The sequence below is a fragment of the Deinococcus aetherius genome, assembly GCF_025997855.1.
In the GTDB taxonomy this organism is placed as follows: Bacteria; Deinococcota; Deinococci; order Deinococcales; family Deinococcaceae; genus Deinococcus; species Deinococcus aetherius.
In genome coordinates this window covers 14,154-26,485 of record NZ_AP026562.1, presented here as the reverse complement: position 1 = coordinate 26,485, position 12,332 = coordinate 14,154, and the positions used below count along the sequence as shown (strand labels likewise).

The 12,332-nt window shown below is 73.1% G+C and carries 11 protein-coding genes; 7 read left to right on the top strand and 4 right to left on the bottom strand.

Going from position 1 to position 12,332, the window contains the following annotated elements; genetic code table 11:
• Positions 1-33: 33 nt before the first annotated feature.
• Complete coding sequence (locus DAETH_RS19745) at positions 34-1,422, bottom strand: hypothetical protein (protein WP_264778336.1); 1,389 nt, start codon at positions 1,420-1,422, stop codon at positions 34-36.
• 238 nt (positions 1,423-1,660) lie between these two features.
• On the bottom strand, positions 1,661-1,861 hold the full coding sequence (locus tag DAETH_RS19740) for a hypothetical protein (protein ID WP_264778335.1): 201 nt from the start codon (positions 1,859-1,861) through the stop codon (positions 1,661-1,663).
• A gap of 108 nt (positions 1,862-1,969) precedes the next feature.
• Between DAETH_RS19740 and DAETH_RS19735 the strand changes: the two genes are divergently transcribed.
• Together DAETH_RS19735 and DAETH_RS19730 are read left to right on the top strand one after the other, a co-directional pair.
• A complete protein-coding gene (locus DAETH_RS19735) occupies positions 1,970-4,042 on the top strand; it encodes a BTAD domain-containing putative transcriptional regulator (RefSeq protein WP_264778334.1) in 2,073 nt (690 codons plus the stop codon).
• Positions 4,043-4,096: 54 nt separating this feature from the next.
• Complete coding sequence (locus DAETH_RS19730) at positions 4,097-6,115, top strand: AAA family ATPase (protein WP_264778333.1); 2,019 nt, start codon at positions 4,097-4,099, stop codon at positions 6,113-6,115.
• An 11-nt stretch (positions 6,116-6,126) separates the two neighbouring features.
• Here DAETH_RS19730 and DAETH_RS19725 read toward each other — a convergent pair whose 3' ends face one another.
• Complete coding sequence (locus DAETH_RS19725) at positions 6,127-6,267, bottom strand: hypothetical protein (RefSeq protein ID WP_264778332.1); 141 nt, start codon at positions 6,265-6,267, stop codon at positions 6,127-6,129.
• 113 nt (positions 6,268-6,380) lie between these two features.
• On the opposite strand from DAETH_RS19725, the gene DAETH_RS19720 reads away from it, so the two are divergent.
• The 4 genes from DAETH_RS19720 to DAETH_RS19705 all read left to right on the top strand — a co-directional run bounded on the left by DAETH_RS19720 (position 6,381) and on the right by DAETH_RS19705 (position 9,441).
• A complete protein-coding gene (locus DAETH_RS19720) occupies positions 6,381-6,659 on the top strand; it encodes a hypothetical protein (RefSeq protein ID WP_264778331.1) in 279 nt (92 codons plus the stop codon).
• 429 nt (positions 6,660-7,088) lie between these two features.
• Positions 7,089-8,060, top strand: coding sequence for a substrate-binding domain-containing protein (locus DAETH_RS19715; protein WP_264778330.1), 972 nt, complete (start codon positions 7,089-7,091; stop codon positions 8,058-8,060).
• A 1-nt stretch (position 8,061) separates the two neighbouring features.
• A complete protein-coding gene (locus tag DAETH_RS19710) occupies positions 8,062-8,853 on the top strand; it encodes a substrate-binding periplasmic protein (protein ID WP_264778329.1) in 792 nt (263 codons plus the stop codon).
• Positions 8,854-9,198: 345 nt separating this feature from the next.
• Positions 9,199-9,441, top strand: coding sequence for a hypothetical protein (locus DAETH_RS19705; RefSeq protein WP_264778328.1), 243 nt, complete (start codon positions 9,199-9,201; stop codon positions 9,439-9,441).
• On the opposite strand, the gene DAETH_RS19700 is transcribed toward DAETH_RS19705, so the two are convergent.
• Positions 9,429-10,868 carry an FAD-binding oxidoreductase gene (locus tag DAETH_RS19700; RefSeq protein WP_264778327.1) on the bottom strand — a complete coding sequence of 480 codons (1,440 nt, stop codon included), beginning with the start codon at positions 10,866-10,868 and terminating at the stop codon, positions 9,429-9,431. The genes DAETH_RS19705 and DAETH_RS19700 overlap by 13 nt on opposite strands.
• A gap of 284 nt (positions 10,869-11,152) precedes the next feature.
• Between DAETH_RS19700 and DAETH_RS19695 the strand changes: the two genes are divergently transcribed.
• Positions 11,153-12,298 (top strand): MFS transporter, encoded by a 1,146-nt coding sequence (locus DAETH_RS19695; RefSeq protein WP_264778326.1) that lies wholly within the window; start codon positions 11,153-11,155, stop codon positions 12,296-12,298.
• Positions 12,299-12,332 lie beyond the last annotated feature (34 nt).

The window sequence follows — 12,332 nt, the reverse complement described above, 5'->3', positions numbered from 1 at the left end:
TGCGCGGGAACGCCCTGCCCGGGAGCGCAGACCTCAGCGCCGCGTCATGGTGATCGTGCCGCCCTCTAACGTCTCGCCCCCCGCGTTCGTCGTCGTGAAGCGCCCGTTGTACGAGTTGCCGTCGAACTTGCCGGTGACGTTGAGTTCGACCTCGCGGTCCCCCTCGACCTCCAGGCCGATCTTGAGCGTCCCAGTGGCGCTGTTGCCCTGAATCCAGCCAACGGCGTCGTCCCCGGAGAAGCCGCTGCCCAGGATGCGCGGCTCGTCGTCGTCCATGTCGAAGCGGACCCTGACGGTGCCCGCCGGGGTCGTGATCACGGCGTCCCACTTCCCACGCGCGTTCCACTTTGCGGGCACGGCAGAGCTCGGCGTGCCCGCACTCGGCGTGGTCGTGCCTCCCTCTCCCGGTGGGGGCGGCGTCACCGCGCCCGACCGCCCCGGCTGGCTCTCGGGCGGGGTGCCGAGGGGGCGGTTGAAGAGAGTCTCCCCGCTCCCCGACGAGAGGCTCAGGACGTGCTGCCCGTCCGTGTTGACCTTCACGAGGGCCCGCTCGGTGTACGGCTTGACATTGTTCTTCGCGGAGGAGACCTTGCTCGGCGAGCAGGTGTAGCCGGTCGAGGAACTCGTGGTCGGGGTGAAGGTCAGCGCCGCACCGTTCACCGTCACCCTGCCCTTCTCCTGCACGAGGAGCTTGGAGGTGCAGCCGTAGGTCGTGACGACGAGGAGGCCGGTGCGCTCGTACGTGAAGTCCGCCTTCATCCTGAGGATGACGCTCGTGCCGCTCGCCTCGGCCCACTTGCCGGTGGCGGTGTTGTAGTACTCGACCGGCGACACGGCGCCGCTGTGCCACTCGCCGCGCAGGTCGGCCGAGAGGCCGGTGGGCGCGGCGGGGGATTGAACCGGCGTGCGGCGCACGTAGGTCGCGGAGCCGCCCTCCGTCCTGAAAGTGAGCTTGCCCGCCGCGACCGCCCACGTCATCGTGTCCGAACCCGACTCGGCCTTCGACGTCCTGGTGCCCGAGTTGCGCCTGCAACCGTTGTTGAGGCGGTCGGGCGAGTAGGCGCCGACCCGGTCGATCTTCGCCGTCTTGAAGGTGATCTTGCCGCCCGAGACGCTGAAGGTGCCGCGCTCGACCGTGACGTCCATCATCTGGCAGGTGATCGGGTAGCCGGTGGTGCCGAAGGAACTCGGGTAGTACGTGGACTCGAACTCGGTGAAGACGTAGCTGCCGTCCTTGTTCAGGACCACACGCCGCGAGTCCCCGTTCGCGCCGCCGAAGTCCTCGGTGTAGACGTTGGCGGGGTACTGAGCACCGCTGAGCCACTCCCCGACGAGGCTGGCGGGAACGGTCGCGGCGGAGGCGGCACAGGAGGGCAGCGCGAGCAGGAGGGCGGGGAGCAGGAAACGCTGGGCTGGAATCATGGCTCGGGTCCTTTCGGGAAGCGCGGGGATTGGGGGGCGCCTCGTCTGGGCAGAAGGTACGAAGGGCGGAGTGGCGGCGGGATGGCGGCCTCACCGCACGTGGACGGAGGAGACGAATCAGCCGAGCCGGGTAGGGCGCGCGTCGTTCGTTCCCGGAAGCTCAGGACGTGAGGCGGGGCAAGGGAAGCTCGCCCTCGCCCCGTGAATCCGGCTTCGCGGCGTCGGCCCCGCTGCAGCCTCAGCGCCGCACGAGTTCCCCGTACAGGTGCTCAATGCAGTCGTCGATGCTGGCGAAGTGCCGCTTCTCCCCGTGGGTGCCCTCCCGCAGGGTCGCGCGCCACTGCCGCAGGGGGGTACTGCTCTCCGCCTCGTGCCACACGCGCAGCACGTACACGCGCCCGTCGCGCAGGGGCAGCGATGCGCCGTGGTCGTCTTCCATGTTGACCTCCTCGCCCGGCGCCCGGACGCTGCCGACCCGCACGGTGCCCCACCCTAGTTCCCGGGGGATGGTCGGGGCATGGCAGCGGGTCCGGTATGCTGGGGCGACATGACCCCGACGCGGCCCTGGCGGCTGGAGGTGCTCGGCACCTCCCGGCTGATCCGCCCTGACGGCGCGGCCCTGCGCCCCGAGAAGGTCGCCCTGGCGCTGCTGACGTACCTCGCCCTGGAGGGCCCCACGCCGAGGTCGCGCCTGGCCGCCCTGCTGTGGCCGGAGACCGAGCCGGGCGCGGCGCGCAACAACCTCGTCCACCTGCTGCGCCGGGTGGCCCGGACCTGCGGGGAGGACCTGCTGCGGGCAGGAGACACGCTGAGCCTCGCGCCGGGGGTGGAGGTGGACGCCCGCACGCTCCTGGAGGCGGAGGGGACGGGCGGGGACGGGGACGATTCGTTCGGAGAGCTGCTCGACGGGGTGGAGTTCGACGAACGGCCCGATCTCGCCGACTGGCTGCTCGCCTGGCGCGAGACGTTTGCGGCGCGGCGCGAGGGACGGCTGCAGGCCCGGCTCGCCCGCGCGGAGGGGAACGGTGACCTCGTGGGCGCCCTGGCGGCGGCGACCCGCCTGCTCGACCTCGACCCCCTGTCGGAGGACGCGTACCGCGAGGCGATGCGCCTGCACTACCGCCTGGGCGACCGGGCGGCGGCGCTGCGGACGTACCACCGCTGCCGGGAGGTGCTGGGGCGCGAACTCGGGGTGGAGCCGGGCGCGGCGACGACCCGCCTCGCCGGGGAGATCGAGCGGGGCGAGGACGTCATGGGCCCCCCGACCGCCGCTCGCCCCGCCCTGCCGCTCGCGGTGCGGCGCCCGCCCGTGCTCGTGGGCCGGGCCCAGGCGTGGGCGCAGATGGAATCGGCGTGGGAGAAGGGCCAGATCATCTACCTGACGGGCGACCCGGGCGTGGGCAAGACGCGGCTCGCGCAGGACTTCGTGGCGAGCAGGGGCCGGGCGCTGTACCTGCCGGGCCACCCGGGGTCCCGGGACGTGCCCTTCGCGGCGGCGGCGCACAACGCCCGCGCCCGCCTCGCCGCCTCGCCCGGAGTCGAGCTGCCCGCCTGGGTGCGCCGCGAGCTGTCGCGCGTGCTGCCCGAGTTCCGGAAGGGCGCGCCCCCCGCCCCCATCGACTCCGAGCAGGCGCGGCTGAATTACTTCCTCGCGCACCTGGAGGTCGTGCGGCTCACGGGTTCGGGGTACGCCGGGGTGATCACCGACGACGTGCAGCACTACGACGAGGCGAGCGTCGACCTCGGCGCGTTCTTCCTGACCCAGGGCTCCCGGGCGGGTGCGGCGGACGACGTGCCGCGCCACATCCTGATCTACCGCCGGGGCACGCTTCCCCCCGTCACCCAGGCGCGGCAGGACGCCCTCGTGAAGGCGGGCCGGGCCGTACGCATCGACCTCGGGCCGCTGGGCGAGGCGGCGGTGGCCGAGCTGCTGGGCGAGGTGTTCGGGGAAGCGGCCCCGGTGCCGCTGCCCACCCTCGCGCGGGACCTTCACGGCCTGACCGGGGGCAACCCGCAGTTCCTGCTCGAAGCCCTGCGGCACATGTTCCAGACGGGCGACTTCACGGTGGGCGACGCGCTGCGGGTCCACGCGCGTGGGGTGACCTCCCTGACGGGCGAGCGGCTGGCGGGACTGTCCGCGCCCGCCCTCCAGGCCGCCCGCGCCGCCGCCGTGCTGGGAGAAGATCCCCCGCTCGAACTCGTCGCGGAGGTGCTGAGGGTGAGCCTCTTCGACCTCGCCGGGGCCTGGGAGGAACTGGAGGGGGCGCAGGTCGTCCACGGGGAGCGGTTCAGCCACGCCCTCGTGCGGGAGGCGGTGCTGGACGGCACGCCGCCGGGCGTCCGCACCCTGCTCGAACGCAGCGCGGCGCGCACCCTGCCCGGTCACGGGGCGCATCCCGGGCGGGTGGCCCGGCACTGGCTGAACGCGGGTGACCTCCGGCAGGCGGCCGTGTGGCTCATGCGCGCGGGCGAGGCGGCGGCGGGCACGTCGCGCCACGTGGAAGCGGCGGACTTCTACGCCTCGGCGCTGGGCGCCTACCGGGAGGTGGGCGACGCCGAGGGGGAACGGTCCGCGCTCCTCGCCCAGGAGGCGGCCCAGGGCCGGGGACAGGCGGGCTGAGGAAAGAGCCTTTAGACCCATCTCACCTGACCTTCAACTTCGCTAGAGTGGGGCATGGCACAGGGAAGTCAATCCTGGCGGCTCACGCTGCTCGGACCCGCGCGGCTGGAGCGGCCGGGCGGGGGGGAGGTCCGCTGCGAGGGCAAGGCGCTCGCGCTGCTCGCGTACCTCGCGCTGGAGGGGAGCGCGTCCCGCTCGCGCGTCGCGGGCCTGCTGTGGCCCGACACCCCCGAGGCGGGCGCACGGAACAACCTCGTCCACCTGCTGCGGCGGCTGGCCCGCACGGCGGGGCCGGACCTCGTGGAGGCCGGGGACGTGCTCTCGTTGGGGCCCGGCGTGGTGGTGGACGTGCGTGAGGGGCCCGGCCCCGGGGAACTGCTCGCGGGAGGCACGTGGCCCGAGTTGCCCGAGTTCACCGACTGGCTGCTCGCGTGGCGCGGGCGGCTCGACGCCGAGAGGATGGGCGCGTGGCGGGCCGAGGCGCAGCGCCACGAGGACGCCGGGGCGTACCGCGAGGCGCTCGCGGTGACGGACCTCCTGCGCGACCTCGACCCGACCTCGGAGGACGCCCTGCGGCGCGAGATGCGGCTGCACTACCTCCTGGGAGACGCCCCGCTCGCGCTGGGGGCCTACGGGGAGACGGCGGCGCGGCTGCGCGAGCACTTCGGCACCGAGCCGCTTCCCGAGACCCGGCAGCTCGCGGAGGACATCCGGCGCAGCGTGACCCCGGCGCCCCGGCCCCGGGCGGAGACGCCCCTGCCGGGGAGCGTGGCCCGCCCGCCGACGCTCGTGGGCCGCGAGGACGCTTGGGCACAGATGGAGGAGGCGTGGGAGCGGGGGCAGGGCATCGTCCTGACGGGCGAGCCGGGCGTCGGCAAGACGCGGCTGGCCCTCGACTTCCTGGAGGCGCACGGCGGCGGGATGCGCTTCGAGGGGCGGCCCGGCGACGCGGGGCTCCTGTACGCGACCCACGCCCGGACATACCGCCAGGTGCTCCAGGCCTACCCCGACCTCGACCTCCCGCCGTGGGTGCGGGGGGAACTCTCCCGCATCCTGCCGTACCTCGGCGGGACCCCGGCGCCGGTGACCTCCGAGGAGGAGCGGCTGCACTTCTGGCGGGCGAAGGTGGAGACGCTCGCGGGCGCGATGAACCGGGGGCTGCGCCGCATGGTGTTCGACGACGTGCAGTTCATGGACGAGGCGAGCGTCCAGGCGGGCGGCTTCATCTTCGCCCACCTCGGCTGGGGACGGCCGGACGCGCCCTGCCGCACCATCCACATCTTCCGCCAGGGAGAGCTGACCGAGTTTCAGCAGGGCGTGTTGCAGGCGATGCTGGGGGCGGGCCTCGTCGCGCTGGTGGAACTCGCGCCCCTGGAGGGCCGGGCGGTCGAACAGCTCGTCGCCCAGCTCGACCTGCCGCCGGGCACCCGAGGGGCCGACGAACTGGGCCGTTACACGGGCGGCAACCCGCTGCTGCTCCTGGAGGTCGCGCGCAGCCTGCACGAGGCGCACGCGCGCACCGGCCACCTGCCGAGCGCCCTGCCGCTGCCGGACAACGCGAGCGGGGTGATCGCCTCCCGCCTCGCCCGGCTCTCGCCGCCCGCCCTGCACGCTGCCCGCGCCGCCGCCGTGCTGGAGAGCGACTTCGACCTCGACCTCGTGGCGCAGACGCTCGGCGCGCCCCTGCTGGGCACGGCCGCCGCCTGGGAGGAACTGGAGGGGGCGCAAATCGTGCGGGGCCCCCGCTTCGTGCACGACCTCGTGGCGGAGGCGGTGCGCGCGGCCCTGCCCGGCGCGGTCCGGCGGCTGCTGCACCGCTCGGCCGCCCGCACCCTGCCGGGCCACGGGGCCCACCCCGCCCGCGTCGCGCGGCACTGGCGGTCGGGCGGCGACCCCCGCCAGGCGGCCCCGTGGTTCGCCCAGGCGGCTCAGGCCGCCCGGAACGCCTTCCAGGCGCGCGAGGCGGCCGCGTATCTGGAACAGGCCGCCGACGCCTACGAGGAGGCCGGGGAGTTCGACGAGGCGGCCCGGGTGCGGGGGCAGCTCGCCTCCGAACTGGCCCTGCCCGCCTGACTCCCCAGCCTTCACTCCGGCCAGAGGTGCAGCCTCGGCGTGCCCCGGTCACGACGGCCCCTCGTGAGCAGCAGGGCCGCGCCGACCAGCACCGCCGCCCCCGGCAGCAGGAGCCAGGCCCACCCGCCCGCCCCGACGCCGGGTTCGAGCACGGCCCGGGTACCGCCCGCTGACCGAGCGTGCCCACGCCTCGTTCGAGGACGACCACTCGGACAGGGAAAGCAGATGCCCCTCGCGGGCCGCGCCGTTCACCTCGTAGCGGTACGTGACGCGCGGCGTGAAGAGCGAGCCCCCGGTCTCGCCCGTGGACGGGAGGACGGTACCCGTCACGCTCGGCCAGAAGAGCGTCGCGGCGGCCTCACGCAGGCCCTGGAACATCGACACGAGGAGGATGACCCCGGTGACGAGCAGCCCCGCGCCGACGAGCAGCCTTCTGTTGACCCGGATGAAGATGGATATGTCGGACCTCCCCTTTCGGAGCGCACCCTACGCGGAAGGGGATGACATGACGATGAGGGGTGTGGGCCGGGACCGCAAGTCCTGACGCCGCGCCGCCGCTCGGTGAAAACCGGAGCACCCTGCCGCCAGGCCTCGGCAACGCTCTGTTCTCCACGACGGCGGCGGGACCACCACGCCGGTTCGGGCCGTCGCCCTCATCGCGGGAGCCCCGGAGGTCGAGAGGCGCTCTCCTCTCCCCACAAGCTCGGTCGGCTGGGATGACCCAGGAACAGGTTCTCAACTTGTCCGGCTCCTGCTGTGCCCCTGCTGTCAGGCGTCGGGAATGGCGTGCGGCCCACCGCCTGTCACAGCGAAAGACTTTTGTCAGCGTCACGTCCGTACCTTGCATTCACACCCCGGGCAGGCGGGTCGGTGCCGACGGGAACAGCATGGTTTCCCCGTGGTCAATTTCCCGGGCATTTGCTCCGGACGGGGACGTCTTGCCCCGCTTCGTCCCGGCACAAGGAGAAGACAGATGAAAAAACGCGCCGCTTTAGGAGTTACGCTGCTGGCCCTGGCCGGCCTGACTCAGGCCCAGAAGGACGGCCAGGCCGTCGTCGGGCTGATCGTCAAGACGGACGTCAACCCCTTTTTCGTCAAGATGAAGGAGGGCGCACGCAAGTCGGCCGCGGCCGCGGGAGCGCGGCTGATGACCGCGGCGGGCACGGCGGACGACGACAACGACTCGCAGGTCGCCGCGATCCAGAAGATGGTGCGGGCGGGCGCAAAGACCATCCTGATCACGCCCGCCGACACCCAGGGCATCGTGCCCGCCATCCGGGCGGCGCGGGCCAAGGGCGTGCAGGTCATCGCGCTCGACAGCACCACGGACCCCAAGTCGGCGGTGGACGCCATCTTCGCCACCGACAACAACAAGGCGGGCTACCTGATCGGGCGCTACGCGGGCGAGATGATGCGGGGCAAGCGGGCCGTCGTCGCCATGCTCGACCTCGCGCCGGGGCTGTCGGTGGGCATCGCCCGGCACAACGGCTTTCTCAAGGGCTTCGGGATCGACCCGGCCGATCCCCGCATCGTCTGCCAGCAGGACACCAACGGCAACAAGGACCTCGCCCGAACGGCGATGGCGAACTGCCTGAAGAAAAACCCCGACATCAACGTGGTCTACACCATCAACGAACCCGTCGCCGCCGGAGCTTACGAGGCCATCAAGGCGGCGGGGGACCCCGGCAAGGTGGCGATCTTCTCGGTGGACGGCGGCTGCCAGGGCGTGCGCGACGTGCGGGCGGGCAAGATCACCGCCACCTCCCAGCAGTACCCCATGCGCATGGCCTCCCTGGGTGTGGAGGCGGCGATGACCTACACGAAGACCGGCAAAAAGGCCAGTGGCTACACCGACACCAGCGTCAATCTCATCGCGGCCAAGAGCATGAGCGGGCTCAAGGTCAAGGACACGGCCTTCGGCCTGAACAACTGCTGGGGGAACTGACGTGAGGGCGTCCACGCGCGTGCATCGTCCCCTGGCCCTGCTCTGCGGCCTCACCCTCCTGGGAGCGGCGGGAACGGCCGGGGCGCGGGACCTGCCCGAAATCGTCAGGAACGGCACCCTGCGGGTCGGCATCCTCAGGGACACGCCCCGGCTCAACGCGGTGCGGGGCGGCGGGCGAACCGGGCTGGAGGTGGACCTGATCGGCCGCTTCGCGCGGAAATTGGGGGTCAAGGTCGCGTGGGTTCGCACGAGCCCGGCCACCTTCGGGCAGGACCTCCGGAGCAGCAGAATCGACCTGCTCCTGCCCCAGAACGAGACGCTCACCCTCGGCGCGGAGGCGGGCCTCACCTCGACCAATCCCTACTACTGTAGCGGCGCCGTCATCCTGTCGCGGGGAGCCGCCGTTCGGAACAGCACCGGGCTCCTCGGCAAGAGGATCGCCGTTCAGCCCGGCAAGGCGTACTTCGACTACCTCAAGCGCCTGGCCCTCGACAAGAGTTCCAACGTGCAGCAGGACGCGGCGTCCACCGTGCTGACGCTGATCTACAAGACCGCCGACGTCGCCATCGTGGACAAGCTCGCGGCCCTCGAAGCCACGTTCGTCTACCCCAAGGCCGGGCTCAAGATGAGCTATCCCCTCTGGGACACCCGGTTCGGGGCGGTCGTCCGCCTGGAGGACGGTGGCCTGCGAAAGGCGTTCAACAAGACGCTACAGACCCTGGTCGAGAGTGGCGCCTACGACAAGCTGTCGGGAGCGTACTTTCCGCAGAACGTCCGCTGCTCGACCTACTAGGGGCAGGCGCTCCACGACTCCGGCCCCGCCCACCCGAAGGGAGTGGCGGGGTCTGGTCTACCTGCCCGTCGCCCCGACGACGCCGTACGCCGCTTCCGATTCGGCGCGAGCGGGCTGCCGAAGTTCCCGCCTGAGCCTCACGGCGGTGGCCCCACCCGTTGAGGGGCGGCCCCCCACCTCACCGAGTTCGTTCGGCGGGGACGACCCCGGGAACCGGCCTTCAACCTGTTGAGGGGCTGCTCGCAGAACTTCCCCCGTGTGAGGTGGACCCCGGTGAGCCGGTTCGTGAGGCCGCGCCCGCGAACGCGCCGGAGGCCCCTCCCCCCGGGTTAGGAAGTCGGTGAGGTGGGCCGTGAACACCTCCGGCTGCTCGAAGCTGGGACGGTGGGGCCGCACTTGCTCTTGCTGGCGGCGGAACAGCCGCTCCGCGCACGCCGGGCACTCGCGGTGCCGAGGATGTTCTGCCGGGGGCTGCCCTTCAGCGTGGAGCGGCTCGTCGCCAGCGTGACGCCCCCTGAAGCGGGTGACCTCGTCCTCCCGTTCGGGCGCGCAGAGCCCCACCCGCCTCCAGCCGTTCACGCGGGCTGAAGGGCGCTCTCCCGCACGCCGGGTCGCACGTTCGCGTTGCGGGCGAAAACATTTTCCGGGTCGTACTCGGCCTTGAGGGCGGTGAGGCGGGCGAGGACCCGCTCCCCGTAGACCTCCGCCACCCGGCCCTCCTCGCCCAGGCCCAGGAAGTTGCCGTAGGTGCCGCTCGTGAAGGGCCGCACGGCCGCGAAGACGTGCTCGCTGGCGCCCCGGGCGAGGTCGGCGGCGTCTGTCGGAAGTTCCGCCGGGCACAGGTGCCCGACCATCAGCAGGGCGGCCCTGTCGCGGTGCGCGAAGGCGGTGCTCGTGGTCGGGATGCGGGCGAGTTCGCCCCCCAGGATGCGAAGCTGGACGTGCGTGCCGGGGTTGAAGACTTCCATCGCGCCCTCCACGAGCGCGTCCAGGAAAGCACCCTCCACCCGGGGCACGAAGCCCGAGCGGACGAAGTGGCGCAGCCCGGGCAGGCCGCCCCCCGCGTACATCTCCAGCAGGGCGGGGTAGGGCATGGGGCCGATCAGGTCGGCGACGGGCGTGCCGAGGCGGCGCAGCGGGGCCACGACGCGCTCGCCCTCGGCGGGGTCGCCGCTGTAGCAGACGCCCACGACCACCAGGGGCCGCCCGACGACCTCGGGGGGCAGGAAGGGCAGGGGCGGCGCGGCCATCAGGATGGCCTGGGTGGAGAGTTCGTCGGGGGCCCCGGCGGCGAGGCGGGCGTACTCGCCGAGCACGCGCCGGGCGTCCTGCCCGTCGTAGACGACCATGCCACCGTACACCACGCCGCCCGCGTGCGCCTCGAACTCCAGCGCGGTGATCACGCCGAGGTTCGCCCCGCCGCCGCGCAGCCCCCAGAAGAGGTCGGGGAATTCGGTGGCGCTCGCTCGCAGAACCCGTCCGTCGGCGGTCACGAGTTCCACGGCCCGCAGACGGTCGAGGGCGAGGCCGTGCTGCCGGACAAACCAGCCAATCCCACCCCCCTGGGTCAGGCCGCCGACCCCGACGGTCGGCACGTCCCCGGCGGTGACGGCGAGGCCGTGGGGGTGCAGGGCGCCCGCCACCTCGCCCCAGGTCAGGCCGGGCTCCACGCGCACCCGGCGGGTTTCCGGCTCGACCGCGATGCCCTTCATCTCGGACAGGTCGAGGACGACGCCCCGGTCCACCGTGCCGAACCCGGCGGGGCTGTGGCCGCCGCTGCGGACGGCGAGCGGGAGACGCTGAGCCCGCGCGAACCGGATCGTGCGGGCCACGTCCCCCACATCGAGGGCCCGGACGATCAGGGCGGGCAGGGCGTCCACGGCGGCGTTCCACACCGCGCGGCGGGCGTCGTAGTCGGCCTCCTCGGCGCTGATCGCGCGGCCCGCGAGGTTCAGGCGCAGTTCGAGCAGGGCGGCGGGGTTCACGGTGGGGCGGGCGGGGGACGGCTGGGTCATGGTATGGCCTCCTGGGCGGGGGTGTGGGCAGGCGTCTCCTGCCTTCTGCGCCAGACCGTAGGCGAGGCGGCATGATCGAGGGCTGATCGTTGTCCGGACTTCCGGGCGGGGCGGAAACTCCTCAAGTTCGCCCCGGTGGTGCGGCGGGCGCGTCCGGCGGGCCTTTGCGCGCCGATCAGGGCCTGATCACGCCGGGCCCTGCGCCGCCCCCACGCGGCCCGAGTCTCGGCCCCTGCCGCGAGGCCGATACCTCCCGAGCCGAATAGTCTGGGTATGCTGCGGCGGTGACGCTGCCCACGACCGCCGTCAGCACGCCCCCCCGCAGGCTGGCCGCCTCCGGCCTGGGGCTCTTCCTGCTTCTCGGCCTGGTCTACCCCATCCTGGGCCCGGCGTTGCCAACCCTCAGCGGGCAGTTCGGGCTGAGTGCCACGGGCGCCTCGTTGCTGCTCAGCCTCAACTCGGCGGGCGCCTTCGCGGGTGTGCTGCTGGCGGGCACCCTGTCGCGCCGCTGGGCTCCGCCCCGGAGGGCGACGCTGGCCCTGGGCGTCATGGCCGCCGGGTGCCTGGGCCTCGTCCTCGCCCCCACCTTCGGGGTCGCGCTCGTCGCGGCGGGGCTGCTCGGGCTGGGCTTCGGGGTGCTGGACCTCACCACCAACGTCTGGCTGTCCACCGGGTACGGGGAGCGCAGCGCCTCGATGCTCAATCTGCTCAGCGCGAGCTTCGGGGTCGGCGCCGTCCTCGCGCCCCTGGCGGTGGGGCTCGCGGGCGGCGACTTCCGCCTGCCTTTGATCGGCTGCGCGGCCCTCGCCGCCCTGCTGCTGCCCCTGGTGCTGAGCCTGCGCCGGACCGCCGTGCCGGAGGGGCCCGCCCAACCGGCCACGGCGACCGGGCGGGCGCGCGTGCTGCTGCTGGGCTTCGTGCTGCTGTTCCTGACCTACGTCGGGGTGGAGGGCGGCATCGGGGCGTGGGAGGTCACCCACCTGCAGGACGCGCTGGGCCTGAGCACGGCGGGGGCGGCGTCCGTCGCGTCTCTCTTCTGGGTGAGCTTCACGGTCGGGCGGCTGGTCTCGGCGGTCCTCGCCCTGCGCCTCCCGCCCGCCCGGCTCGTGACCCTCACGCTGGCCCTGGCCGCCGTGAGCCTGGCCCTGGCGGCGGTGCCTGCGGCGGCCGGGGTGGCGTACACGCTCGCCGGGCTGTTCCTGGCGCCCGTGTTCACGACAGGGCTGGTGTGGCTGACCCGCGCCCTGCCCACAGGGGGCGCGACGACGTGGGTGTTCGCCAGCGCGTTTCTCGGCCCGGTGGTGTTCTCGCCGGTCGTCGGCGCGTTCAAGGACGCCCACGGCTCGCAGGCGATTCCCCTCACGCTGCTGGGGATCACGCTGCTGTGCCTGGGCCTCGCCCTCGGCCTGCGCCGCGCCCTGCGGGACTGACGCCGGGAGGGGTGACTCGGGGACGGGCCGAACC

Excerpts from the sequence above, each read along its gene's own strand:
- DAETH_RS19730 (WP_264778333.1), top strand. The coding sequence starts at position 4,097 with ATGGCACAGGGAAGTCAATCCTGGCGGCTCACGCTGCTCGGACCCGCG.
- DAETH_RS19735 (WP_264778334.1), top strand. The coding sequence starts at position 1,970 with ATGACCCCGACGCGGCCCTGGCGGCTGGAGGTGCTCGGCACCTCCCGG.
- DAETH_RS19745 (WP_264778336.1), bottom strand. The coding sequence starts at position 1,422 with ATGATTCCAGCCCAGCGTTTCCTGCTCCCCGCCCTCCTGCTCGCGCTG.
- DAETH_RS19740 (WP_264778335.1), bottom strand. The coding sequence starts at position 1,861 with ATGGAAGACGACCACGGCGCATCGCTGCCCCTGCGCGACGGGCGCGTG.
- DAETH_RS19715 (WP_264778330.1), top strand. The coding sequence starts at position 7,089 with ATGAAAAAACGCGCCGCTTTAGGAGTTACGCTGCTGGCCCTGGCCGGC.
- DAETH_RS19700 (WP_264778327.1), bottom strand. The coding sequence starts at position 10,868 with ATGACCCAGCCGTCCCCCGCCCGCCCCACCGTGAACCCCGCCGCCCTG.